The organism is Agromyces rhizosphaerae, assembly GCF_027925245.1.
GTDB lineage: Bacteria > Actinomycetota > Actinomycetes > Actinomycetales > Microbacteriaceae > Agromyces > Agromyces rhizosphaerae.
This window is the reverse complement of sequence record NZ_BSDP01000001.1, coordinates 3,446,604-3,469,537: the sequence shown is the minus strand read 5'-3', so window position 1 is coordinate 3,469,537 and position 22,934 is coordinate 3,446,604. Positions and strand designations below refer to the sequence as shown.

The window sequence follows — 22,934 nt, the reverse complement described above, 5'->3', positions numbered from 1 at the left end:
CCGCGGGGCGGGCCTCCGCGCTCGCTGCGCTGGCTAGGATCGACTCCATGGCGGGCCGTATTCGACAGGGTGATGTCGAGGAAGTGAAGGCCCGCACGAACATCGCCGACATCGTGGGCGAGCACGTGAGCCTGAAGTCCGCGGGCGTGGGCTCGATGAAGGGACTCTGCCCGTTCCACGACGAGCGCAGCCCGAGCTTCCACGTCAGGCCCCAGCTCGGCTATTACCACTGCTTCGGCTGCGGCGAGTCGGGTGACGTGTACACCTTCCTCCAGAAGATGGACCACGTCACCTTCACCGAGGCGGTCGAGCGCCTCGCGGGCCGCATCGCGTTCGAGCTGCACTACGAGGACGGCGGGCGGGCCGAGGAGCACGGCAACCGCGCACGCCTGCTCGCCGCGAACCAGGCGGCGGCCGAGTTCTTCGTCGAGCGGCTGGGCGCCCCCGACGCGGAGCCGGGGCGGAAGTTCCTCGGCCAGCGCGGGTTCGACGCCGAGGCGGCGCGCCGCTTCGGCGTCGGGTACGCGCCGAAGAGCTGGGACGCGCTGTTGAAGCACCTGCGCGGCAAGGGCTTCCGCGACGACGAGATCGCGGCTGCCGGCCTCGTCTCGAGCGGCGACCGCGGCCACTACGACCGCTTCCGCGGGCGGCTGGTCTGGCCGATCCGCGACATCACGGGCCAGACGGTCGGGTTCGGCGCCCGGCGCCTGCTCGACGACGACAAGGGCCCCAAGTACCTCAACACCCCCGAGACGCCGGTGTACCACAAGGCCCAGGTGCTCTACGGGCTCGACCTCGCCAAGCGCGACATCTCGCGCGGCCGGCGCGTGGTCGTCGTCGAGGGCTACACCGACGTCATGGCGTGCCACCTCGCGGGCGTCACGACCGCGGTCGCGACCTGCGGCACGGCGTTCGGGCCCGAGCACATCACCGTGCTGCGGCGCGTGCTCGGCGACGACAGCGGGCTCGGCGAGGTGATCTTCACCTTCGATCCGGATGCCGCGGGGCAGAAGGCCGCGATGCGCGCCTTCGGCGAGGAGAAGCGCTTCGCCGCGCAGACCTTCGTCGCGGTCGCCCCGGAGGGCCTCGACCCGTGCGACCTGCGCCTCGAGCGCGGCGACGCCGCCGTGCGCGGGCTCATCGACCGCAAGACGCCGATGTTCGAGTTCGTGATCCGCCACACGCTCGAGCAGTACGATCTCGAGACGGTCGAGGGGCGCGTCGCCGCGCTCCGGGCCGCGGCGCCCGTTGTCGCCGAGATCCGCGACCCGTCGCTCCGCCCCGGCTACGCGCGCGAGCTCGCGCGGATGCTCGGCACGGAGCTCGGCGAGGTGCAGCGCGCCGTGCAGGCGGGGGGCCGCGGCGGAGGCACGCGCCAGGCGCCCGCCCGGGAGGCGCGAGGCGAGCGACCCGGCGAGCCCTTGGAATCCGCCGCCCCCGTCGAGCGACCGTTCTCGATCGCGGACCTGCCGCCCGACCCCGCCACCCGGCTCGAGCGCGATGCGCTGCAGGCCGTGCTGCAGCACCCCGACGAGGTGGGCGAGCAGCTGCTGCGCCAGGCGGTCGACTGCCGCTTCGGCAACCAGGCCCTCGCGGTCGTGCGCGACGGCGTCTCCTCGGCGTTCGCGGCGGGCGGCGCCCGCGAGCTCGTCACCCGGGTCGTCGCCGAGGTGCCGCCCAGCTTCGCCGGACTCGTGCACCAGCTCGCCGTCGCCCCCATCCCCGAGCGCAGCGAGCGCGAGCTCGCCGCGTACGTGCGCGGGGTCGTCACCTCGCTCGTCGACCGCGAGCTGCTCCGCCAGAAGGCCGAGCTGCTGGGCCGCCTGCAGCGCACGGATGCCGCGGACCGCGACGCGTACACGGCGGTGCAGCGCGCGCTCGTGGCCGTCGAGGCCGACCGTCGGGCGCTCCGCGAGGACTGATCGCGCCCCGGGGTCGCACGGCGGCCCGGGGCATCCGCCCACCCGCCCCTGAGAACCTGCTGGGCGGCTCGCCCCCGGCGTGTGGTTAGGGTAGCGCTGGGGGGGATTTCGACGTGCAGGCCGAAGGGCCGAGCCCTCCGCACGCAGGGGGAGGCGAGCGCACATGTCCGGTGCAGCCGCACACACACGCCGTGGCGTCGTCGTCGCGGCGGGATCCGTCGCCGTGCTCGTGCTCGCGGGCTGCACCGCGGGCGAGGTCGACGACGCCGAGGGCGAGGCGCCGATCACGATCGGCACGACCGAGCGGGTCACGAGCATCGACCCGGCGGGGTCGTACGACAGCGGCTCGTTCCAGGTGATGAGCCAGGTCTACCCGTTCCTGATGAGCGCGCCGTACGGCAGCTCGGTGGTCGAGCCCGACATCGCGGAGTCGGCCGAGTTCACTTCGCCCACCGAGTACACGGTGACCCTGAAGGAGGGGTTGACCTTCGCGAACGGCAACGACCTGACGGCGTCCGACGTGAAGTTCACGTTCGACCGGCAGCTGGCGATCGCCGATGCCGACGGCCCGTCCTCGCTGCTGTACAACCTCGCCGGGGTCGAGGCGACCGACGACCTCACTGTCGTCTTCTCGCTGCTCACCGAGGACGACCAGATCTTCCCGTTCATCCTGTCGAGCCCGGTCGGGCCGATCGTCGACGAGGAGGTGTTCGCCGCCGACGCAGTGACGCCCGACGAGGACATCGTCGACGGGCAGCCGTTCGCGGGCCAGTACGTGATCGAGGAGTTCCTGCCGGAGGAGCAGATCACGTACCGCGCGAACGCCGGCTACGCGGGCCTGCTCGGCCCCGCCGCGACCGAGACGGTCGAGGTGACCTACTACGACGACGCCTCGGAGCTGCGGCTGCACGTGGAGGAGGGCGACATCGACGTCGCCCATCGCACGCTCGCGCCGGCGGACATCGCCGAGTTGCGCGAGAGCGACGCGGTGCAGGTCGTCGAGGGGCCGGGCGGTGAGATCCGATTCATCGTGCTCAACCTCGCCACCATGCCCTACGGCGCCGAGACCGCCGAGGCCGACGAGGAGCAGGCGCTGGCGGTGCGTGGTGCGGTCGCCGACCTCATCGACCGCACGGCGCTCTCCGACGAGGTCTACCTGGGTACGTTCACGCCCCTGCAGGGGTACGTGCCGACGGGGCTGCCCGGCGCGACGGAGTCGCTGCTCGAGCGCTACGGCGACGGCGATGGCGGGCCCGATGCGGATGCGGCTGCGGCACGCCTCGACGACGCCGGCGTCGAGACCCCGGTCGCCCTCGAACTCCAGTACGTGACCGATCGGTACGGACCCGACTCGGAGGCCGAGTTCGCGGCGATCGCCGAGCAGCTGGAGGCCGACGGCCTGTTCACCGTCGCGCTCGAGGGCACCGGGTGGGAGGAGTTCAGCGAGCAGCGCGTCGCCGACGCCTACCCGGCGTACCAGCTCGGCTGGTTCCCCGACTACGCGGACGCCGACAACTACCTGACCCCGTTCTTCCTGCCCGACGGGTACCTCGCGAACCACTACGAGAACGACGAGGTGACCGACCTCATCATCGACCAGGCGACCGAGCCGGACGCCGACGACCGGGTGGCGCTGATCGAGGAGATCCAGGAGCTCGTCGCCGACGACCTGCCGTCGCTGCCGGTGCTGCAGGGCGCGCAGACGGTGGTCGCCGGCACCGACGTCACCGGCCTCGAGGAGACCCTCGACGCCTCGCTCCTCTTCCGGTACGGGGCTCTGGCGACGCAGTGAGGAGAAACGTGACCGAATCGTCCGCTTCGTGCGTGTTGCGACATGGCGAATCCCCGCGAAGTGGGAGAAGGTGGGTGACGTGACCCACGGAGCAGCACACGGATACCCCATCAGCGCCAGCGACCTCACGATCGAGTACCCGCCGCACGGCGCGAGCCCGGCGTACGTCGCGGTGCGCGGGTTCACGCTCGACGTGGCGCCGGGCGAGGTCGTGGGCCTGCTCGGCGCGGCCGGATCGGGCAAGAGCACCGTGGCCAACGTGCTCGCGGGCGACCACCTCCACGACACGCACCGCGCGGCGCCCGTGATCACCGGGGGAGAGGCGACCGTGCTCGGCTACCGCATGCGCGGGCTCAGCCGTCGCAAGGCGGTCGAGCTCGCGTTCGACGTCGGCCACCTGGCGCAGGACGGCGCGATGACGCTCTCGCCCGACCGCACGGTCGCCGAGATCGTGGGCGAGCCCGTGCTGCTGCGCGACCACCGGTACTCCCGGCGCTCGCTGACCGCGAAGGTGGCGGCGATGGTCGACGCCGTGCGCCTGCCGCTGCACATGATGCCGAAGTTCCCCTACGAGCTGTCGGGCGGGCAGCGCCAGCGCGTGGCGCTGGCGCGCGCGCTCATCCTCGAGCCGACGCTGCTGATCGCCGACGACCCGACCGCCGGCATCGACGTGACCGTGCGCGACGCGGTGGTCGACCTCATCGGCGAGATCCAGCGCGAGCGCGCGTTCTCGGCGCTGATCGTGAGCCACGACCTCGCCGTGCTCGACCGCATCGCCGACCGCATCGCCGTGCTCGACCACGGCGAGATGGTCGCGCTCGGCACGCTCGAGGAGGTGCTCGACGACCCGATCCACCCCTACGTCAAGCGTCTCTCGGAGGCGTACTTCCGCGACCTTCCGGAGGAGTTGCTCGACGACGCGACCGCCTGACTCGGCAGAGGTGGCCTCGATTGGGAACGCGGGCTCGCGTTTGCTAAAGTAGCTGAGGCCCTCGCGCGATCCTCCATAGCTCAATTGGCAGAGCAATCGGCTGTTAACCGATAGGTTCTTGGTTCGAGTCCAAGTGGAGGAGCCATCCAGCCCCGCACTCCTCACGGATGCGGGGCTTCGGCATTCAGGGGACGGGGAGCGATGGCCGACGACCGCGATCGGGCCCCGGAAGACCCGGCGACGGATGCCCCTGGGCTCGACCCTCGTGCTCGCGCGAGCGTGGTGCGCGACGGCCTCGCCGTGGGGCTCGCGACGGCCGCGTACGGCATCTCGTTCGGCGCGCTCGCGGTGGCCGCCGGCCTCGACGTCTGGCAGGCGTGCGTGCTCAGCCTCGTCATGTTCACGGGCGGGTCGCAGTTCGCGCTCGTCGGCGTGATCGCCGCGGGCGGCGCGGCGGCCGGGCCGGCGGCGATCGCGAGCTCGGTCATGCTCGGGCTCCGCAACGTCGTGTACGGCATGGGCATGGCGCCCATCGTCCGGCCGACCGGGTGGAAGCGCATCGTCGCCCCGTGGTGGACCATCGACGAGTCGGTCGCCGTGGCGCTCGCGCAGCGGGTGCCGTCGCTGCAGCGGGTCGGGTTCTGGGCGACCGGCGCGGCCATCTACGTCGGCTGGAACCTCACCACCTTGGCCGGCGCCCTGATCGGCGATGCGCTGGGGGACACCTCGGCCTGGGGGCTGGACGCCGCCGCCGCGGCCGCGTTCCTCGGGCTGCTCTGGCCGCGCCTGAAGTCGGTGCAGGCGGGAGCCGTCGCCGCGGCGGCCGCGGTCGTCGCCGCGCTGACGACCCCGGTGCTGGCGCCCGGGCTGCCCGTGCTCGTCGCCGCGGTGGTCGCGGTCATCGTCGGCTGGTGGAACCTGTTCGGCCGCCGCGCGGAGCAGGGGGTGGGTGCATGACGCTCTGGCACATCGTGCTGGTCGCCTCGGTCGCGACTGCCGCGCTCAAGTTCCTCGGCTACCTCGTGCCCGCCGGGTTCCTCGAGCGCGAGCGGCCCGCGCGCATCGCCGACCTGCTCACGATCGCGCTCCTCGCGGCGCTCATCGCGGTGCAGGCGCTCGGCGCAGGACAGGCCCTCGTGGTCGACGCCCGCATCCCGGCGCTCATCGTCGCCGCCGCGCTCTACGCGGTACGCGTGCCGTTCGTGCTCGTCGTCGCGGCCGCTGCGGCGGTGGCAGCGGGCATCCGTGCCGTCACCTGACCGCAGCGGTGGCGCTCACCCCTCGAGGTCGTCGACCCCGGGCATCCAGCTCACGCCCGGCACGCCCCAGCCGGCCTTTCGCGTGACCTTCGCGACGGTCTTGCGGTCGCCCTCGCCGAGGCGGTCGACGTAGAGCACGCCGTCGAGGTGGTCGTACTCGTGCTGGAAGATGCGTGCGAGCCAGCCCTCGGCCTCGATCTCGAACTGCTCGCCGTCGAGGTCGGTCGCACGCAGCAGCGCGCGCTCGGCGCGGCGGAGCGGGAACCGCTCACCCGGGAACGAGAGGCAGCCCTCGGACTCGGTCGCCTCGTCGGGGTCGCCCGGGATCGTGGGGCTCAGCCAGAGCTCGGGGTTGATCGCGACGCCGCGCCATTCGAGGTCGTCGTCGTCGACCCAGCCGAACGTGAACAGGCGCAGCGGCACGCCGACCTGCGGGCCGGCAAGACCCACGCCGGGCGCGGCATCCATCGTCTCGAACATGTCGCGCACGAGCGTGCGCAGCTCGTCGTCGATCTGCTCGACCGGATCGGCAGGGGCGTGGAGCACGGGGTCGCCCGTGATGCGGATCGGGAGGACGGCCATGGCACAAGGATATCCGTGCCGCCGAAGGGTAGTGTCGGAGCGTGGATCCGGACCTGGCCGACTTGACCGAGCAGATCGCGCTCGATCCGACGCAGTTCATCGGCATCCCGCTCGCGCTCATCGGCGCCGTCTTCCTGTCGCTCGGCGCGCAGTTCCAGCACCGCGGCGTGACCAAGGTCGAATCGAACACCGTCACGTCGGTCGGCAAGGGCCTGAACGGCCGGCAGCTCGCGCTGCTGCTGGCGCGGCCGTCGTGGGTGCTCGGTACGGTCATGCTCGGCCTGGCGATCGCGTTCCAGCTCTCGAGCCTGTACTTCGCGCCGCTGATCGTGGTGCAGCCGCTCGGTGCGATCGCGCTCGTGATCACGGCGATCCTGAACTCCAGGGTCGCGAAGGTGAAGCTCAACCGCCGGTCGATCATCGCGATCTCGATGTGCGTCGGCGGCGTCTTCCTGTTCGTCGGCGTCGCCGCGTTCACCGCCGTCGACACGCCGGTGACCAACGCCGACCTCTACACGATCCTGGGCATCCTCGCGGTCACGCTGGCGCTGCTCGGCACCGCGTTCGCCTTCCTCAGGCACCGCATGCGGGCGATCTTCTACGTGCTCGGCGCCGGGTTCCTCTACGGGTTCGTCGCCACCCTCGCGAAGGTGATCCTCGGGCGCATCGAGCAGGGCGAGTTCGACTGGCTCACCCTGCTCTGCGTGATCGCCCTGCTCGCCGCCACCGCGCTCGGCGCGTACTTCGTGCAGAACGCGTACGCGACCGGCCCGCCCGACCTCGTGATCGCGGGCCTCACCGTGGTCGACCCGATGGTCGCGGTCGGCATCGGCATCGTCGTGCTCGGAGAGGCCTCGCAGGCGCCGCCGTGGGCCAGCGTCATCTTCGTCGTGACCGGGATCATCGCGGTCTGGGGCGTGTTCGAGCTCGCGCGCCATCACCCGCAGACGCGCCCCTGAGCGTGTACCGGGCGAAATGCGCGCAACTCCGAAGGGCGCCGGCCGGGTTAGGCTAGGGTGCTGTTCACGCCGCTGACCACCCGAATCGGCGGTGAACCGGGCGTTTCGCTTTCCCCCTCACCGTTGACCGAACAGGACCACCACCACGTGTCTGCCACCCCCGATGCGCATGCCGACCTGCCCGAAGCGGCGGAATCCGAGCGGCCGCTGCGCGTCCTGATCGGGGCCGACACCTTCGCACCCGACGTGAACGGCGCCGCGCGGTTCGCCGAGCGGCTCGCCGCAGGCCTCGTCGAGCGCGGTCACGAGGTGCACGTCGTCGCGCCGTCGCCGAGTCGCCGGAGCGGCACGTGGACCGAGGTGCACGAGGGCCGGGAGATCATCGCGCACCGCCTGCACAGCTGGCGCTGGTACCCGCACGACTGGCTGCGGTTCGCGCTGCCGTGGCGCATCCGCGCGAACAGCGCGCGCATCCTCGACGAGGTCAAGCCCGACGTCGTGCACTTCCAGTCGCACATCGTCGTGGGCCGCGGCCTGTCGATCGAGGCGCAGGCCCGCGGCATCCGCATCATCGGCACCAATCACTTCATGCCCGAGAACATGCTCGAGTTCACCATGATCCCCAAGGGCTGGCAGGAGTGGGCGGTCGGGCTCGCCTGGAAGGCCGCGCGCCGCACGTTCGGCCGCGCCGAGGCCGTGACGACCCCCACCCGCCGTGCTGCGGAGTTCCTCGAGAAGTACACCGGCCTCACGGGCGTGCACGCCATCTCGTGCGGCGTCGATGCCGCACGCTACTCGCCGAACTGGGAGCCGCGCACCGAGAACCGCATCGTGTTCGTGGGCCGCGTCACCGGCGAGAAGCAGATCGACGTGCTGCTGCGCGCCGCGACCCTGCTGCCGGCCGAGCTCGACGCGAAGATCGAGATCGTCGGCGGCGGCGACCAGAAGCGCAACCTCGAGCACCTCGCGGCGGAGCTCGGCATCGCGGACCGCGTGACCTTCACCGGCTACGTGACCGATGAGCAGCTCCGCGAGATCTACCACCGGGCATCCGTGCTCGCCATGCCGTCGATCGCGGAGCTGCAGTCGATCGTGACCATGGAGGCGATGGCCTCTGCGCTGCCGGTCGTGGCCGCGAACGCCATGGCGCTGCCGCACCTCGTGCACGACGGCGAGAACGGCTACCTCTTCGAGCCGGGCAGCCCGGAGGACCTCGCGGCGAAGCTGCGCATGGTGCTCGAGGCCGACCCGCAGCGCTACGCCGAGTTCAAGAACGAGTCGCTCCGACTGATCGCGGCGCACGACATCCAGCGCACGCTGACGACGTTCGAGAGCCTGTATCGTGGTGAGCCGGTGGTCGACCCGATCACCGATGGTGCGTCGGCCCTTCGTTCCGAGTGACCGTCGCGCGGGGCGGTAGCTCAGCTGGTTAGAGCAGTGGACTCATAATCCATCGGTCACGGGTTCAAGTCCCGTCCGCCCTACCGCCTGTCGGCGCGCCGCCGGCTCAGCCGAGGATCGCGTCGAGCGACGGGTGCAGGTGCCGGGTGACGAGCACGGATGCCGCGTGGCGTGCGCCGGCCTCGAGCGCCGCGTCGACGTCGGCACCGTCGAGCATCGCGTGCAGCACGCCCGACATGAATGCATCGCCCGCACCGTTCGCGTCGATCACGTCGACCGGCACCGCGTCGACTCGATGCTCGACGACCGTCGCGCCGTCCGACGAGACCGCGATCGCGCCGTCCGCGCCGAGCGTGCAGACCGCGAGGCGGGCACCGTTGCCGACCACACGCCGAAGGAACGGCATCGGCTCGCCGATACGATCGGCGTTCATGAACACCACGTCGGCGGCGTCCAGGAAGGGCTGGTGGTACTCGCTCGTGCCGTCGTAGTCGTGCAGGTCGGTCCAGATCGGGCGACCGGCCGCCCGGGCAGTGGGGATGAGCCGCCGCGAGCGCTCGGAAAGGTCGAGCACGATGACCGCGGCATCCGTCATCGCCGCCTCGAGACGGCGGTCGGCGGGCGAGGGGCGGTCGTCGGGCGTCGAGAGGTAGATCGAGACCCGCTCGCCCGCCTCGGTCATCAGGTTGAGGTGGCGTTCGGTGCGCACGCCGTCGACGAGGTCGAGTTCGAGGCCGGCGACTCCGGCGAGGATGGCGCGGAGGCGGTCGCCATCGGGGTCGGAACCGATCACGGTGAACAGCTCGACCGGGCGCCCGAGCGCTGCGAGACCCAGGGCCTTGCCGGCCGACGTGCCGCCGACGGTCTCGTGGTCGCCGAGGGCGAACTGCATGTGCGGCACCGGTTCGGGCAGGTGGTCGACCTGCACGATCCGGTTCCACGACGTCGGCCCCGACACCACGACCCTGCTGCTCACGTGCGCTCCGTTCGGCCGCTGGACGCGGCATCCGCTCAATCCTCGCAGGGCGGGCCGTCACCCTCGCAACGCTGAGGATTCGTCTGCTCATCGGGGGGTGCGCGGTTCCGTCGGGCGAGGACCGCTCAGGTACCGGCGTGCCCGCGAACGGATCATGTGCCTCTGCGTCGCGCCGGTTCATTCGACGCCCCGAAGCCCAGTAGCGTAGGGCAGGTGCCCACGCCTGTCGCCGCCTCCGTCCACGGTTCCCTCGGTCACCTGAGCCTCAGCCGGCCGGAGGTGATCAACGCGATCGACCTCGAGATGATGGCCGCGCTCATGGAGACGCTCGAGGCCTGGGAGACGGACGACGCCGTCTCGGCCGTGCTGCTCGACGGCGCCGGCGACTTCGGCTTCTGCGCGGGCGGCGACTTCCGCGAGATCCTGGCGCGGGCCGCCGAGGGCATGACCATCGGCACGGTGTTCTTCCGCAACGAGTACCGGGTGATCGCGAAGCTCGCCGAGTACCCCAAGCCCGTCGTGTCGATCATGCACGGCATGACGATGGGCGGCGGCATCTCGCTGGGCGGCCACGTCTCGACGCGCGTGGTCACCGATCGGGTGAACCTGGGGCAGCCCGAGACCGGCTACGGCTTCGTGCCCGACGGCGGGGCGACCTGGCGGCTCGCGCGCACCCCGGGCGAGATCGGCACCTACCTGGCACTGAACTCGGTCGACCTGACCGCTGCCGACGCCGTCGCGCTGGGCTTCGCCGACCATGTCGTGCCGGCCGAGCGCGTGGGTGAGCTGGTCGAGGCGTTGTCGGATGCCTCGGGCGGAGCGCCCGAGTCCGTCGTCGCCGGATTCGCGGTCGACGCCGGCCCGTCTCCGGTGCTGGGCCGGCAGGACTGGGTCGACGCCTGCTATTCGGCCGACACCGTCGAGCAGATCCTCGAGCGCCTCTGGGCGTTCTCGAACGGCCGCACGGTCGAGGGCGTGAGCGCGGAGACGTCGAACGATCCCGACGCGGCGAAGGCCGCGGGCGAGGCCGCCGAGACGCTGCTGAAGCTGTCGCCGACCGCGCTCGTCGCGACCCTGCGCTCGGTGCGCGCCGCCCGCGACGGCGAGACGCTGCGCGAGGCCCTCGAGCGCGAGCTCCGCCTGGCCCGCTGGTTCACGACCCAGCCCGACCTCTTCACCGGCGTGCAGGCCCTCGTCGCCCAGAACACCGAGTCGCTCCACCAGGACGTCGTGCCCGACTGGCAGCCCGCCGACCTCTCGCACGTCGACCTCACCGACATCGTCGCCGCGATGGACACCGCGCTGCGCCACAGCGTCTTCGACCGCGGCCTCGCGATTCCCGAGACCGAGTCGTAGCGGGCGCGCGTGGGCGCCGCCGATGACCACGTGGCCCGGTTGCGGGCCGCGGTCGGGCACGCCCCGCTCTGGCTGCTGAGTGTCACCGGCGTGGTGATCGACGCGGATGCCTCGCGCACGCTGCTCGTCCGACGCCCCGAGACCGGACTCTGGGCGCCCGTCGCCGCGGTGCTCGGCCCGGGGGAGGAGCCGGCGCCGGCGATCGAGCGTGCGGTCCACGCCGAAGCGGGAACTCATGCCACCGTCGAGCAACTCGCGTGGGTGCACGTCACCCGCCCGCTCCGGTACGCGAACGGCGATCGCGCGCAGTACCTCAACCTCGTGTTCCGCCTGCGGGTGGAGCAGGCGACGGATGCCCCTGAGCCGGCCACCGCCCGCTGGTTCCCGCTCGACGGGCTGCCGCCCGACCTCGGCGCCGACCACCGCGAGCGCATCGACGCGGCCCTCGCCCCCGATCGCGCGACGCGCTTCGCCCGGCCGCCCCTACGATGAACGCCATGGATGCCGCCTACGAGGTCGTCGCCGAGACGCCGAGCGTGGAGACGTACCGCGAACTGCGCGTCGTCGCGGGCCTCAGCCCGAAGTCCGAGGCGGCCGCGCGCATCGCGCTGCCGAACTCGTGGTCGTCGGTCGTGGTGCGGCACGATGGTGAGTCGGTGGGCATGGGGCGCGTGATCGGCGACGGCGGCTGCCACTTCCAGGTCGTCGACATCTGCGTGCGGCCCGAGCACCAGGGCCGGGGGCTCGGCAAGCGCATCATGGCCGCGCTCGTCGCCGACCTCGAGGCACGGGTGCCCGAGGGCGGCTACGTCTCGCTGATCGCCGACGGCGACGCGAAGCACCTGTACGCCCAGTTCGGCTTCGCGGAGACCGCGCCCGCCTCGGTGGGCATGGCCCGGCGGTTCTGACCGGGCCCGGCGCATCCGCCCATCGGGCCGACCATCCGGCGCTGTGGAGTTCCGGAGCCTGCGGACCGCAACCCGGTACCGTGGCGTCATGGACCTCCAGCTGCTCATCGGGATCGTGGTGTTCGTCGTGGTGGTGGGCGGCGCGTCGTGGTACTTCTTCATCCGCAGGGACGACCCGAAGGTGCACACGTACGGGTCGCGCGAGACCGACCAGAACATGAACCTCGCGGAGGCGCAGACCGACGTCGGGCGCCACGGCCGTATCGCCGGCGACGTGTAGCCGGCGGGGTAGTCTCGCTGCATGCTCGACATCTCCACCCCGACCGGGATCGCGTTCGCGCTGCTCGTGGTCGCGTCGCTCGTCACGACCCTCGTGCTCGCGGTCGTGCGCCTCGTGCGGATGCGGCACGAGGACGATGACGACGACGAGTGATCAGGTCGAGACCGCGTCCTCCGGCACGCGCAGTGCATCGACCGCCGCATCGCCGCGGATCTCGCGCATGAGCCGCACGACCTCGTCGACGGCGTCCTCGGTGAGGCCCGCGCACACGACCGAGTAGGGGCCGAGGGGCTCGAGTCCGCGAGCGCGGATGCGGATGACCTCCCAGCCCACCTCGTTCAGCGCCTCATCCTTCTCCTGGTCGGAGCCCTCCTTCAGCCCGCGGTGCGCGCGCCCGCCGCGGCCCGGATCGTCGTACTCGACGGCGATGCGCAGCTGCGGCACGAGGATGTCGGGCCACACCTCCTGCTTGCCGTAGAACATGCGCGCCGTTCGCACCGCGTTCACTTTGTGGTGCAGGCGGATGCGGCGGGCGAGCATGATCCGCAGTCGCTGCTCGGTCGCGGAGGTACGCGTGCGCAGGCCGGGCTTCATGAACGCCAGGCCCGCCTCTCGGCCGGCGCCGGGGGAGGCGGCGTTGCGGATGCACTTGGCGCAGCTCGGGCCCGTGAGCACCGCGCGCACGGTCGCCCGGTACCGATCGTGCCCACGGGCGCAGCGCCACTCGTACTCGGCGCCCACGCGCGTCTCGATGGCGACCGCGCGCCGGTCCGGGGGAGCGGCCTTCGCGATGAGTTCCCGGCGCGAGCGGTGCGTCTCATCGAGCAGCATGCACAGCGGGCACTGGCGTGAGAGCGACACGACGCCGTCGCCACGCGGGGAGCCGTGGCCGCAGCCGAAGCGCACGGCGGTCATCGGGCCGTCCCGAGGTCGGTCACGGCACGGTCGGGCTCGGGCAGGTGGGGCTGCATCCTCGTCATGCCCCGGATGCTGCCACCATCCGCTGACACCCGACGGACCCACGCCCGCGCGCACGCCAGAATGGAACGGTGCAGCTCCTCCTCGCCCGCGCCGCGTCCGGCGCGCCGTCGATCGTGCACCTCGACGCGGGCGTGGTCGAACGGGTCGCCGAGGACCGCCTCGCCGCTCGTGTGGCCGAGCTCGAGGCCGACGAGCCGCGCTGGGTGTGGAGCGACACCCGGCACTGGTACCGCCCCCTGCTCGCCGCGGGTGTGCGCGTCGAGCGCTGCCACGACCTTCGGCTCGCCCGGGCGATCCTGCGCGCGTCGGCCGCCGTCGACGCCTACGACCCCGAGGCGGGCGCGGACGCCGGATGGGAGGCGCCGCCCGAGGAGCACGTGCCGACCGCCCGGCACGCCGCGACGCCGCTCTTCGAGCTCGGCGAGTTCGAGGCATCCGCTGGCCTGAAGCCGCCGGCCGACCTGCATTCCGCCGCCGAGTCCATGGCCGAGCACGAGCGGCAGGAGGCGGCGCTCGAGGCTGCGGGGGCGGATGCCTCCAGGCTGCGCCTCCTGCTCGCCGCGGAGTCGGCCGGGGCACTCGTCGCCGCCGAGATCCACGCCGGCGGCATTCCCTGGCGACGTGACGCCCACGAGTCCGTGCTCGTCGCTGCGCTGGGCGACCGCCCTCCGGTAGGCCGCAAGCCGCGTCGGCTCGAGGAGCTGCAGGCCGAGATCGGCGCGGCGCTCGACGGTCCCGTACAGCCCGACTCGCAGGCCGACCTGCTGCGCGCCCTGCGGCGCGCCGGCCTGACCGTGCGCAGCACCCGCGCGTGGGAGCTGCAGGAGCTCGACCACCCGGCGATCGCGCCGCTGCTGGAGTACAAGAAGCTCGCCCGCCTGCTCTCGGCGAACGGATGGCACTGGCTCGACGAGTGGGTGCGCGATGGCCGGTTCCGCCCCGACTACCTGCCGGGCGGCGTGGTCACCGGCCGCTGGGCGACCCGTGGCGGCGGCGCGCTGCAGTTGCCGAAGGCCGTGCGCGGCGCGGTCGTCGCCGACCCGGGCTGGAGGCTGGTCGTCGCGGACGTCGCACAGCTCGAGCCGCGCGTGCTCGCGGCCATGGCCGGCGATGACGCGATGGCCGAGGCGGCGCGGGGCAGGGACCTCTACGACGGCATCGTGCAGCGCGGCGTGGTCGCGACCCGCGACGAGGCGAAGGTCGCGATGCTCGGCGCGATGTACGGCGCGTCGAGCGGCGACGGCGGCCGGCTGGCCCCGCGACTCGGGCGGGCGTACCCGCGCGCGATGGGGCTCGTCGACGAGGCCGCGCAGGTGGGCGAGCGCGGCGGCGTGGTGTCGACGCTGCTCGGGCGCAGCTCGCCGCTGCCGTCCGCCGACTGGCGTGCGCTGCAGTCGGCGGCGTCGCAGCCCGACGCGACCCCGGCCGACGAGCGTCGCGCGCGCACGGCGGCGCGGGAGTGGGGCCGGTTCACGCGCAACTTCGTCGTGCAGGGCACCGCGGCCGAGTGGGCGCTGTGCTGGCTCGCCGAGATCCGCATCGGCCTGCACGCACTCGGGCCGACCGACTCCGCCTCGAGCGGCACCGCATCGGGGCCGGTCTTCGCGGGCCGCGCGCACCTGGTCTACTTCCTCCACGACGAGGTGATCGTGCACGCCCCGGCGGAGCAGGCGGAAGCGGCGGCCGACGTCGTGCGCGCCGCGGCCGAGCGCGCGGCCGAACTGCTGTTCGGCGACGCCCCGGTCGACTTCCCGCTCGACCTCGCGGTCGTCGAGCGCTACGCCGACGCCTGAGCGGCGGGTGCCTCGCCGGCGGCCACCGGGCGCCTGCCGCGGCGTGGTCGCTCGGCGGAGAAGGGGAACGCCACGTCGGCGGAGGAGGCGGCGCCGGCGGCGCGGTCGAGCCACGCCACCATCGCCCGCGCGCGGTCGGCGTCTGCGTCGTCCGCCAGGGCGCGGAGGGCGGCCCCCGCGGCATCCGGCCGGCTCGAGGCATCCGTCTCGCCGTCATCACCCGGCGGGGCGCCCCACCAGACCGCCTCGCGCGCGATCGTGCGGGACGCGTCGACGTCGGGCAGCGAGAGCGCGATGAGCACCCGGTCCACGGTCTCGGCCCAGGCGTCGGCGTCGCGCTCGCCCTCGGCGTCGAGCCAGGCCCGCGCGGCCTCGCGACCCGAGGCGGTGAGTCGATGCAGCGGCAGCCCGTCGTGCGTCGCACCGGCCGACTCGACGAGCGACTGCTTCGTCAGTCGCTCGAGCGTCGCGTAGGTCTGTCCGACGTTGATGCGGCGCCGGCCCCCGGTGCGCCGGGAGAGCTCGTTGTGCAGCTGGAACCCGTACGCCGGGCCCGCGGTGAGCAGGGCGAGGAGCGCATCGCGGACGGCCATGTCTCCTCCGGGTCGGATCGAATCTGCTCACCGAGCATACCGATTCCTGCCGCATCACGATGCGGTTCGCGCGTTCACGACCCGCGGATCACACCCTTGTCATTCGATCCGGCCTGGGGGAAGATGGGGTCGACGCGAGCGATCGCGTCGACAGCTGAACACGAAGCTCCATCCGTTGCCTGAGGTCGTAGGGGAAGACGCACCTCGAGAAACGGAGCAGGAGATGATGGATGCAACTCGGCAGGCACGACCTGCGCGGGGCGTGATCTACGTGCACTCAGCGCCTCGCGCCCTCTGCCCGCACGTGGAGTGGGCGATCGGTCGCGCACTCGGCACCGCCGTCAGTCTCGACTGGAGCGAGCAGCCCGTGCTGCGCGGCGCGCAGCGCGGCGAGCTCTACTGGGAGGCCGTGCAGGGCACGGGCGCGGCCATCGCGTCGGCACTGCGCGGATGGGAGCACCTGCGCTTCGAGGTGACCGAGGATCCGTCGCCCGGCGTCGATGGCGCACGCTGGATGCACACGCCCGACCTCGGCGTCTTCCACGCGCAGCTCGACACGGCCGGCAACATGGTCGTGCCCGAGGACCGCATCCGCTACGCGATGGAACTCGCGGGGACGGACGCCGTCGAGCTGCACCGCGAGCTGCGGCTCGCGCTCGGGCAGGAGTGGGACGACGAACTCGAGCCGTTCCGGCACGCGAGCGACTTCGCACCCGTGGTCTGGCTGCACAAGGTGGGGTAGCGGTCGGGCCCGCGAGCCGGGCAGCGTGGCGCTCCGCGTCGTCGGATGAGGGATTCCCCGGCGGCGCGTCCGAGCGAAACCACCCGGTTCGCCCCGCGGGCGGCGCGATGCACACGGTGCATCCGTCGCCCGCCCCCATGTGGGCGAGGGCGGCTCAGGGCAGGAGCGAACGCTCGAGCTCCTCGATCGGGGCGTACCAGCCCTGGTCGAGCACGAAGGTCTGCAGCTGCTTGTCCAGGCCCAGCACCACGCCGACGCCGACGATCACGAGCAGCACGCCGACGGTGCGCCGCAGCCAGCCGTTCGGGTCGGCCAGCCAGCCGAGCCTGCGGGCGAGCCCCTGGCCTGCGAGGCCGATCAGGAGCAGCGCCAGGGCGAGGCCCACCGCGTACATCGAGACGTAGAGCGTGCCCTCCGCGAGCGATGCCGGCAGCACGGTCGCGACGATGAGCGCGTAGGTCGGGCTGCAGCTCGAGAACGCGGGGCCGAGGGCCGCGCCGAGCATCACGTCACCGCCGAGACCGCCGCGCCGGTAGCCGGCGTCGAGCAGGCGACCGCCGCCCGCCTGCAGCCCGGTCGCGAGCTGGATGCGCTCCCACGTGCGCGGCATCGCGAGCGTGAGCCCGAACACGGCGACGATGACACCGGAGATGAGCTGCCAGACCAGCACGGGCACGCCCAGCAGTGCGGTGGTCGCCTTGAGCAGCATGGTGAAGGCGACCACCGAGACCGCGAGGCTCGCCGCGATGACGAACGGCCGGTACCAGGCGCGTTCGGCGACGGCCGCGTCCGAGGACGTGCGCACGACCGATCCGCCCACGATCACGGGCAGTAGCGGCAGCACGCACGGGGCCAGCACGGTCAGCACGCCCGCGGCGAACGAGGCGAGGGTGAGTGCGAGCACGGTGAGGGTTCAGCTCCCGGCGATGCCGAGCGCGGCGAGCGACGGCGCCAGCACCGGCTGCTCGTACGCGACGTAGCGATCGATCAGCTCACCGGACTCGTCGACGTGCACGAGCGTGGTCTGCAGCGTGACCCCGTACTTCGCGCGGAGGTCCTGGTTCGAGTCGTAGTCGACCTTGAGCACCGTCACGCCGTCGGGCACGCCCGAGCCCTGGATGTCGGCCTCGAGCGCACGGCACTGCGGGCACCAGGTGGCGTGGAAGAACAGCACCTTCTCGCCCTCGGCCGCCTCGAGCGCCGCGGGGGAGTACTCGACGTAGGCGCCGGGGGACACCGCGGCCTCCTGCTCAGCGGCCTCGGCGGGCTCCTCCGACGGCTGCGCGGATTCGGTCGCTTCCGTGGCGGACGGCTCGGCCGCCTCGGCGCTCGCACTGGCGGTCGGGGTGGATGCGGTGTCGGTCGCGTCGCCGCCGGTGGAGGCGAAGACGACGGCGATCGCGACCCCGCCGGCGACGAGCACGCCGACGACGATGAGGGCGATGTTCCGGGGGTTCACGCCGCCCATTCTGGCATCCGTCGCCGCTCGCCCACGCAACGGCCGAGGGGCCGTCACCACCCCGTAAGGATTGGCGACGGCCCCTCGGGCGCGTTGCTGCGGCGCGCTACGCGGTGCGGAACGCGGCGACGGCGTTGTGGCCGCCGAAGCCGAACGAGTTGCTGATCGCCAGCGCGTCGCCGTCGCCCAGCGGACGCGGCTCGGTGACCACGTCGAGCGGGATCTCCGGGTCCTGCTCGACGAGGTTGATCGTCGGCGGCATGAGGCGCTCGTGCAGGGCCAGCACGGTGAACATCGACTCGATCGCGCCGGCGCCGCCGAGCAGGTGCCCGGTGGACGACTTGGTGGCGGTCACGGCGATGTCGTCGAGCCCGTCGCCGAAGACGCGGCGCAGTGCGTTGTACTCGGCGATGTCGCCGACCGGCGTGCTCGTGGCGTGCGCATTGATGTGGCGCACGTCCGACAGGTCGGCGCCGGCGTTCCGCACCGCCGCGATCATCGCGCGCGCGGCGGCGGAGCCCTCGGGGTCGGGTGCGGTGATGTGGTACGCGTCGCTCGTGATGGCGCCGCCGAGCACCTCGGCGTAGATGCGGGCACCGCGGGCCTTCGCGTGCTCCTCGGTCTCGAGCACGAGTGCCGCAGCACCCTCGCCGAGCACGAAGCCGTCGCGGGAGACGTCGTACGGGCGCGACGCGACCGCCGGCTCGTCATTGCGGCGCGAGAGCGCCTGCATCGACGCGAACGCCGCGATCGGCAGCGGGTGGATCGCCGCCTCCGAGCCGCCGGCGATCACCATGTCGGCCAGGCCGTCCTGCAGGTGGTCGTACGCGTTGACGATGGCCTCGGTGCTCGACGCACACGCGGAGACGACCGTGCGGATGCCGGCGCGGGCATGCAGGTCCATGCCGATCGCCGCGCCCGGGCCGTTCGGCATGAGCATCGGCACCGTCATCGGCAGCACGCGGCGCGGGCCGCGCTCGCGCAGCGTGTCCCACGCGTCGAGCAGCGTCCAGACGCCGCCGATGCCGGTCGACCAGTCGACGGCCAGGCGCTCGGGCGCGATCTCGGGTGCGCCCGCGTCGGCCCAGGCCTCGCGGCCCGCGATGAGGGCGAACTGGCTCGAGGGGTCGAGCCGCTTGGTCTCGTGGCGCGCCAGCACCTCGGCGGGCGGCACGGTGGCCTGTGCGGCGAAGGTGACGGGGAGCTCGTGCTCGGAGACCCAGTCGGCCTCGATGGCGCGCGCGCCGGAGGTGCCGGCGAGCAGCGCCTTCCAGCTCTCGGCGGCGGTGCCTCCGAGGGGGGTGGTGGCGCCGATTCCCGTGACGACGATCTTCTTGGTCATGACGATGGACTCTCTCGGGGAGGGGGTGGCGGGGGCATGTCGTGGGGCCGGCCGTCGAGCGGCCGGCCCCACTCGATGCGACTAGGCCTGGGCCTTGACGATGTAGCCGACGGCGTCGCCGACGGTCTTGAGGTTCTTGACCTCCTCGTCGGGGATCTTGACGTCGAACTTCTCCTCGGCGTTGACCACGATGGTCATCATCGAGATGGAGTCGATGTCGAGGTCGTCGGTGAACGACTTGTCCAGCTCGACCGTGTCGGTCGCGATGCCGGTCTCGTCGTTGATGAGCTCGGCCAGGCCGGCCAGGACTTCTTCGGTGGACAGTGCCATGGTGCGTTTCTCCTTGTGATGTCGCTCGTATGACCGGGGTTCAGTCTAGAGGCGGGGTGGGATGCGGCTCAGGGAAGAACCACGACTTGTGCGCCGAACACGAGGCCGGCGCCGAATCCGATCTGCAGGGCGAGGCCGCCCGACAGCTCGGGGTGCTCGGTCAGCAGGCGGTGCGTCGCGAGCGGGATGGATGCGGCGGAGGTGTTGCCGGTGGTCTCGATGTCACGGCCGACGACGACCGTGTCGGGCAGGCCGAGCTGCTTGGCGAACTCGTCGATGATGCGCATGTTCGCCTGGTGCGGGATGAAGGCGGCGAGGTCGGATGCCTCGACGCCGGCGGCCTCCAGGGCCTGCTTGGCGACCTTGGCCATCTCCCAGACCGCCCAGCGGAACACCGCGGGGCCCTCCTGGCGCAGCGTCGGCCACTCGGCGGTGCCGTCGCGGAAGTCGACCAGCTTCGCGTTCATGGAGACCACGTCGGCCTTCGAGCCGTCGGAGCCCCAGACCGTGCGCGAGATGCCGGGCGTCTCGCTCGGGCCGATCACGGCGGCGCCGGCACCGTCGCCGAGCAGGAACGAGATCGAGCGGTCGGTCGGGTCGACGACGTCGGAGAGCTTCTCCGCGCCGATGACGAGCGCGTAGTGCGCGGCGCCGGTGCGGATCAGTGCATCGGCCTGGGCGACCGCGTAGGCGTAGCCGGCGCAGGCCGCGTTCGAGTCGTAGGCGGCGGCGGGGTTCGCGCCGACGCGGTCGGCGACGATCGCGGAGATCGACGGCGTCTGGAGCGTGTTGCTGATCGTGGCGACGATGACGAGGTCGATCTCGGCGGGGTCCACACCCGAGCGCTCGATGGCCTCGCGCGCGGCCTCCGTGGCGAGGTCGACGGCGCCGATCTCGGCGCTCGCGCGCGTGCGGGTGACGATTCCCGTGCGCTGGCGGATCCACTCGTCGGAGGAGTCGATCGGGCCGATCAGGTCGTCGTTCGGCACGATGCGGTCGCCTCGGGCCGCGCCCATCGCGAGGATGCGCGTGTACGCGGGGCCGGTCGCCTGCTTGAGGGTGGGGGTCGTCATGCGGTGCTCTCTGTCGGGGGCGGATGCCGCTTACGCGACGGCGTCGAGGAGGTCGCGCGCGGCGGCCAGGTCGTCGGGGGTCTTGACGGCCACGCTCGGCACGCCGCGCAGGCCGCGCTTGGCGAGGCCGACCAGGGCGCCGGCAGGGGCCAGCTCGATGATGCCGGTGACGCCGCGCTCGGCGAACGAGTCCATGCAGAGGTCCCAGCGCACGGGCGAGGAGACCTGCCCCACGATGAGCTCGAGGTAGCGGGCGCCGGACTCGACGATCGACCCGTCGTTGTTGGTCCAGAGCGGGAGCACCGGGTCGTGGGTCTCGAGGGCGCCCGCCGCCTCGGCCAGGCGGTCGACCGCGGGGGACATGTACGCGGTGTGGAATGCACCGGCGACCTGCAGCGGCACGACGCGCGCGCCGCGCGGGGCGTCCTCGGCGAGCTTCGCGAGCGCATCGAGCGCTCCCGCCACGACGACCTGGCCGCCGCCGTTGACGTTCGCGGGGGAGAGGCCGAGCTCTGCGAGCTTCGCGTCGAGGGCGTCGGCGGTGCCGCCGAGCACCGCGCTCATGCCGGTCTCCTCGAGCGCTGCAGCCTCGGCCATCGCGCTGCCGCGCACGGCGACGAGGCGCATCGCGTCGTGCTCGGAGAGCACGCCCGCACCGGCTGCCGCGGTGAGCTCGCCGACCGAGTGGCCGGCGATGCCGCCGATCCGGTCGCGACCGCCGTCGGCGGTGAGCGCGCGAAGGGTCATGAGACCGGCCGCGACGATGAGCGGCTGCGCGACCGCGGTGTCGCGGATCGTGTCGGCGTCGCTCTCGGTGCCGTGGCGCACGAGGTCGACGCCGGAGGCATCCGACAGCTCGGCCAGATGCGCGGCGTACGACGGCTCTTCGAGCCAGGGCGAGAGGAAGCCGGGGGTCTGGGAACCCTGACCCGGGCACACGACGACGATCACGGTTCCAGTCTGCCAACGCGGCGCGCGGCGCGAGTGTGCACTCTCCACAAGGCTCGGCTCAGACCATTGTCCGGATGCCACATGGTGCCCGAGGAGTGCTCAGGAACGTCGGACGGGCGTCTCGTGGTCGCTCATGGAGCCGATGATGAGGGCGGCCTGGAGGATGAGGGCCTCGCGCGCGCCGGTCGCATCCCACCCGATGACCTCGGAGACGCGCTTCAGCCGGTAGCGCACCGTGTTCGGGTGCACGAACAGCTCGCGGGCCGTCGCCTCGAGCGAACGGCCGTTGTCGAGGTAGCACCACAGCGTCGTGAGCAGCTCGGTCGAGTGCGCCTGGAGCGGCCGGTAGATGCGGTGCACGAGCGTCGCGCGCGCGAGCGGGTCGCCGGCGAGCGCGCGCTCCGGCAGCAGGTCGTCGGCGTGCACCGGACGGGGCGCGTGCCGCCACGACCGCGCCACTGCGAAGCCCGCAAGCGCGGCGCGGGCGCTCTTCGAGGCGTCGACGAGGTTGGGCACCTCGTGGCCGAGCACGAGGTGGCCGGGGCCGAAGTGCGGTTCGAGCGCGACCGCGATCTCCATGAAGCTGAGCGCCGCGGAGGTGCCGATCTGCTCGTCGGCGTCGCGGCTGCGCGGGTCGGCGCGGCCGACCACGAGCACGAGCCGGCTGCCCTGCACGCCGATCAGCACGTCGGCGGCCATGTGGCGTGCGGCGCGGCGCACCTGGTCGACGTCGAGCGTCTTGGGCGTGGTGCCCACGAGCACCGCGACCTCGCCGTGGCCGTGCCAGCCGAGGGCCGCGATGCGGCTCGGCAGTTCCTCGTCGTACTCGCCCGACAGGATCGAGTCGACGACGAGCGCCTCCAGGCGCGCGTCCCACAGCCCGCGCGCCTCGGCCGCCCGCGCGTAGACGTCGGCCGCCGCGAAGGCGATCTCCCGCGAGTACAGCAGGATCGCCTCGCGCAGCGTCTCGCCGCCGTCCTTCACGCGCTCCTCGACGACCTCGACGGTCACGCGGATGAGCTGCAGCGTCTGCTGCAGGCTCACCGAACGCAGCAGCTCCCGCGGGGCGGCGCCGAACACGTCGGCGGCGATCCACGGCGTCGACCGTGGGTCGTCGAACCAGGCGATGAACGAGGTGATGCCGGCCTGCGCGACGAGTCCCACGGCCGAACGACGGCTCGGGGGCATGTCGCCGTACCACGGCAGCGTGTCCTCGAGGCGCTTGAGCGTCGCGGTCGACAACTCACCGGAGATCGTCCGCAGCCACGCGAGCGTCTCCGCCTTCGTCCGGTTGGGGGCCACTC

At 72.5% G+C, this 22,934-nt stretch carries 25 protein-coding genes and 2 tRNA genes; 16 read left to right on the top strand and 11 right to left on the bottom strand.

The annotated features are described in order from the left end of the window. The first annotated feature begins 47 nt into the window (after positions 1 to 47). The 6 genes from dnaG (at position 48) to QMG39_RS16385 (ending at position 5,904) form a co-directional block, all read left to right on the top strand. Entirely contained in the window at positions 48 to 1,922 is a 1,875-nt protein-coding gene (gene dnaG, locus QMG39_RS16410; RefSeq protein ID WP_281886861.1) for a DNA primase, read from the top strand. A 163-nt stretch (positions 1,923 to 2,085) separates the two neighbouring features. After that, positions 2,086 to 3,714 (top strand): ABC transporter substrate-binding protein, encoded by a 1,629-nt coding sequence (locus tag QMG39_RS16405; protein ID WP_281886859.1) that lies wholly within the window; start codon positions 2,086 to 2,088, stop codon positions 3,712 to 3,714. A 79-nt stretch (positions 3,715 to 3,793) separates the two neighbouring features. Continuing rightward, the gene (locus QMG39_RS16400) at positions 3,794 to 4,645 is read left to right on the top strand and encodes an ATP-binding cassette domain-containing protein (protein WP_281886858.1); all 852 of its coding nucleotides are present in this window, start codon (positions 3,794 to 3,796) and stop codon (positions 4,643 to 4,645) included. A gap of 69 nt (positions 4,646 to 4,714) precedes the next feature. After that, a tRNA-Asn gene (locus QMG39_RS16395) sits at positions 4,715 to 4,790 on the top strand. A 56-nt stretch (positions 4,791 to 4,846) separates the two neighbouring features. Further along, positions 4,847 to 5,602 (top strand): AzlC family ABC transporter permease, encoded by a 756-nt coding sequence (locus QMG39_RS16390; protein WP_281886856.1) that lies wholly within the window; start codon positions 4,847 to 4,849, stop codon positions 5,600 to 5,602. After that, on the top strand, positions 5,599 to 5,904 hold the full coding sequence (locus QMG39_RS16385; RefSeq protein WP_281886855.1) for an AzlD domain-containing protein: 306 nt from the start codon (positions 5,599 to 5,601) through the stop codon (positions 5,902 to 5,904). The genes QMG39_RS16390 and QMG39_RS16385 overlap by 4 nt, the downstream gene beginning before the upstream one ends. A 15-nt stretch (positions 5,905 to 5,919) precedes the next feature. On the opposite strand, the gene def is transcribed toward QMG39_RS16385, so the two are convergent. Continuing rightward, a complete protein-coding gene (gene def / locus QMG39_RS16380; protein WP_281886854.1) occupies positions 5,920 to 6,486 on the bottom strand; it encodes a peptide deformylase in 567 nt (188 codons plus the stop codon). Positions 6,487 to 6,527: 41 nt separating this feature from the next. Here def and QMG39_RS16375 point away from each other — a divergent pair, with 41 nt between their 5' ends. The 3 genes from QMG39_RS16375 to QMG39_RS16365 all read left to right on the top strand — a co-directional run bounded on the left by QMG39_RS16375 (position 6,528) and on the right by QMG39_RS16365 (position 8,929). Then, positions 6,528 to 7,445: a DMT family transporter gene (locus QMG39_RS16375; RefSeq protein ID WP_281886852.1), complete on the top strand. Its 918-nt coding sequence runs from the start codon at positions 6,528 to 6,530 to the stop codon at positions 7,443 to 7,445. 147 nt (positions 7,446 to 7,592) lie between these two features. After that, the gene (locus tag QMG39_RS16370) at positions 7,593 to 8,846 is read left to right on the top strand and encodes a glycosyltransferase (protein ID WP_281886850.1); all 1,254 of its coding nucleotides are present in this window, start codon (positions 7,593 to 7,595) and stop codon (positions 8,844 to 8,846) included. A 9-nt stretch (positions 8,847 to 8,855) separates the two neighbouring features. Then, positions 8,856 to 8,929, top strand: a tRNA-Ile gene (locus tag QMG39_RS16365). A gap of 23 nt (positions 8,930 to 8,952) precedes the next feature. Here the strand turns inward: QMG39_RS16365 and QMG39_RS16360 are convergent. Then, positions 8,953 to 9,822, bottom strand: a complete 870-nt coding sequence (locus QMG39_RS16360) for a carbohydrate kinase family protein (protein ID WP_281886848.1) — start codon at positions 9,820 to 9,822, stop codon at positions 8,953 to 8,955. Positions 9,823 to 10,035: 213 nt separating this feature from the next. Here QMG39_RS16360 and QMG39_RS16355 point away from each other — a divergent pair, with 213 nt between their 5' ends. From QMG39_RS16355 to QMG39_RS16335, 5 genes are all read left to right on the top strand, one after another. Continuing rightward, on the top strand, positions 10,036 to 11,178 hold the full coding sequence (locus QMG39_RS16355; RefSeq protein ID WP_281886846.1) for an enoyl-CoA hydratase/isomerase family protein: 1,143 nt from the start codon (positions 10,036 to 10,038) through the stop codon (positions 11,176 to 11,178). Positions 11,179 to 11,187: 9 nt separating this feature from the next. Continuing rightward, a complete protein-coding gene (locus tag QMG39_RS16350) occupies positions 11,188 to 11,670 on the top strand; it encodes an NUDIX domain-containing protein (protein ID WP_281886844.1) in 483 nt (160 codons plus the stop codon). A gap of 5 nt (positions 11,671 to 11,675) precedes the next feature. Further along, a complete protein-coding gene (locus QMG39_RS16345; protein WP_281886842.1) occupies positions 11,676 to 12,086 on the top strand; it encodes a GNAT family N-acetyltransferase in 411 nt (136 codons plus the stop codon). Positions 12,087 to 12,174: 88 nt separating this feature from the next. Further along, complete coding sequence (locus tag QMG39_RS16340) at positions 12,175 to 12,366, top strand: hypothetical protein (protein WP_281886841.1); 192 nt, start codon at positions 12,175 to 12,177, stop codon at positions 12,364 to 12,366. A gap of 21 nt (positions 12,367 to 12,387) precedes the next feature. Further along, on the top strand, positions 12,388 to 12,519 hold the full coding sequence (locus QMG39_RS16335; protein ID WP_281886839.1) for a hypothetical protein: 132 nt from the start codon (positions 12,388 to 12,390) through the stop codon (positions 12,517 to 12,519). On the opposite strand, the gene QMG39_RS16330 is transcribed toward QMG39_RS16335, so the two are convergent. Next, a complete protein-coding gene (locus tag QMG39_RS16330) occupies positions 12,520 to 13,281 on the bottom strand; it encodes a putative endonuclease domain-containing protein (protein WP_281886837.1) in 762 nt (253 codons plus the stop codon). Between the two features lie 134 nt (positions 13,282 to 13,415). On the opposite strand from QMG39_RS16330, the gene QMG39_RS16325 reads away from it, so the two are divergent. Continuing rightward, entirely contained in the window at positions 13,416 to 15,140 is a 1,725-nt protein-coding gene (locus tag QMG39_RS16325) for a bifunctional 3'-5' exonuclease/DNA polymerase (protein ID WP_281886836.1), read from the top strand. Here QMG39_RS16325 and QMG39_RS16320 read toward each other — a convergent pair. Next, positions 15,125 to 15,733, bottom strand: coding sequence for a PadR family transcriptional regulator (locus tag QMG39_RS16320; RefSeq protein WP_281886833.1), 609 nt, complete (start codon positions 15,731 to 15,733; stop codon positions 15,125 to 15,127). The genes QMG39_RS16325 and QMG39_RS16320 overlap by 16 nt on opposite strands. 223 nt (positions 15,734 to 15,956) lie before the next feature. On the opposite strand from QMG39_RS16320, the gene QMG39_RS16315 reads away from it, so the two are divergent. After that, positions 15,957 to 16,475, top strand: coding sequence for a DUF3145 domain-containing protein (locus QMG39_RS16315; RefSeq protein WP_281886832.1), 519 nt, complete (start codon positions 15,957 to 15,959; stop codon positions 16,473 to 16,475). A gap of 154 nt (positions 16,476 to 16,629) precedes the next feature. Here QMG39_RS16315 and QMG39_RS16310 read toward each other — a convergent pair whose 3' ends face one another. The 7 genes from QMG39_RS16310 to QMG39_RS16280 all read right to left on the bottom strand — a co-directional run bounded on the left by QMG39_RS16310 (position 16,630) and on the right by QMG39_RS16280 (position 22,932). Continuing rightward, positions 16,630 to 17,379: a cytochrome c biogenesis CcdA family protein gene (locus tag QMG39_RS16310; RefSeq protein ID WP_281886830.1), complete on the bottom strand. Its 750-nt coding sequence runs from the start codon at positions 17,377 to 17,379 to the stop codon at positions 16,630 to 16,632. 9 nt (positions 17,380 to 17,388) lie between these two features. Next, complete coding sequence (locus QMG39_RS16305; RefSeq protein WP_281886828.1) at positions 17,389 to 17,934, bottom strand: thioredoxin family protein; 546 nt, start codon at positions 17,932 to 17,934, stop codon at positions 17,389 to 17,391. Positions 17,935 to 18,040: 106 nt separating this feature from the next. After that, the gene (locus QMG39_RS16300) at positions 18,041 to 19,276 is read right to left on the bottom strand and encodes a beta-ketoacyl-[acyl-carrier-protein] synthase family protein (protein ID WP_281886827.1); all 1,236 of its coding nucleotides are present in this window, start codon (positions 19,274 to 19,276) and stop codon (positions 18,041 to 18,043) included. A gap of 81 nt (positions 19,277 to 19,357) precedes the next feature. Next, positions 19,358 to 19,606: an acyl carrier protein gene (locus QMG39_RS16295; RefSeq protein WP_281886825.1), complete on the bottom strand. Its 249-nt coding sequence runs from the start codon at positions 19,604 to 19,606 to the stop codon at positions 19,358 to 19,360. A gap of 68 nt (positions 19,607 to 19,674) precedes the next feature. Next, positions 19,675 to 20,679 carry a beta-ketoacyl-ACP synthase III gene (locus tag QMG39_RS16290; protein ID WP_281886823.1) on the bottom strand — a complete coding sequence of 335 codons (1,005 nt, stop codon included), beginning with the start codon at positions 20,677 to 20,679 and terminating at the stop codon, positions 19,675 to 19,677. A 30-nt stretch (positions 20,680 to 20,709) separates the two neighbouring features. Next, positions 20,710 to 21,630 carry an ACP S-malonyltransferase gene (locus QMG39_RS16285; RefSeq protein ID WP_281886821.1) on the bottom strand — a complete coding sequence of 307 codons (921 nt, stop codon included), beginning with the start codon at positions 21,628 to 21,630 and terminating at the stop codon, positions 20,710 to 20,712. Positions 21,631 to 21,729: 99 nt separating this feature from the next. Further along, a complete protein-coding gene (locus tag QMG39_RS16280) occupies positions 21,730 to 22,932 on the bottom strand; it encodes a PucR family transcriptional regulator (protein WP_281886820.1) in 1,203 nt (400 codons plus the stop codon). Positions 22,933 to 22,934 lie beyond the last annotated feature (2 nt).

What these genes read in the sequence shown, in the direction of transcription:
- QMG39_RS16405 (WP_281886859.1), top strand. Translation starts at nt 2,086, where the DNA reads ATGTCCGGTGCAGCCGCACACACACGCCGTGGCGTCGTCGTCGCGGCG.
- QMG39_RS16295 (WP_281886825.1), bottom strand. Translation starts at nt 19,606, where the DNA reads ATGGCACTGTCCACCGAAGAAGTCCTGGCCGGCCTGGCCGAGCTCATC.
- QMG39_RS16385 (WP_281886855.1), top strand. Translation starts at nt 5,599, where the DNA reads ATGACGCTCTGGCACATCGTGCTGGTCGCCTCGGTCGCGACTGCCGCG.
- dnaG (WP_281886861.1), top strand. Translation starts at nt 48, where the DNA reads ATGGCGGGCCGTATTCGACAGGGTGATGTCGAGGAAGTGAAGGCCCGC.
- QMG39_RS16330 (WP_281886837.1), bottom strand. Translation starts at nt 13,281, where the DNA reads ATGACCGCCGTGCGCTTCGGCTGCGGCCACGGCTCCCCGCGTGGCGAC.
- QMG39_RS16320 (WP_281886833.1), bottom strand. Translation starts at nt 15,733, where the DNA reads ATGGCCGTCCGCGATGCGCTCCTCGCCCTGCTCACCGCGGGCCCGGCG.
- QMG39_RS16290 (WP_281886823.1), bottom strand. Translation starts at nt 20,679, where the DNA reads ATGACGACCCCCACCCTCAAGCAGGCGACCGGCCCCGCGTACACGCGC.
- QMG39_RS16315 (WP_281886832.1), top strand. Translation starts at nt 15,957, where the DNA reads ATGATGGATGCAACTCGGCAGGCACGACCTGCGCGGGGCGTGATCTAC.
- QMG39_RS16390 (WP_281886856.1), top strand. Translation starts at nt 4,847, where the DNA reads ATGGCCGACGACCGCGATCGGGCCCCGGAAGACCCGGCGACGGATGCC.
- QMG39_RS16300 (WP_281886827.1), bottom strand. Translation starts at nt 19,276, where the DNA reads ATGACCAAGAAGATCGTCGTCACGGGAATCGGCGCCACCACCCCCCTC.
- QMG39_RS16345 (WP_281886842.1), top strand. Translation starts at nt 11,676, where the DNA reads ATGGATGCCGCCTACGAGGTCGTCGCCGAGACGCCGAGCGTGGAGACG.
- def (WP_281886854.1), bottom strand. Translation starts at nt 6,486, where the DNA reads ATGGCCGTCCTCCCGATCCGCATCACGGGCGACCCCGTGCTCCACGCC.
- QMG39_RS16340 (WP_281886841.1), top strand. Translation starts at nt 12,175, where the DNA reads ATGGACCTCCAGCTGCTCATCGGGATCGTGGTGTTCGTCGTGGTGGTG.
- QMG39_RS16335 (WP_281886839.1), top strand. Translation starts at nt 12,388, where the DNA reads ATGCTCGACATCTCCACCCCGACCGGGATCGCGTTCGCGCTGCTCGTG.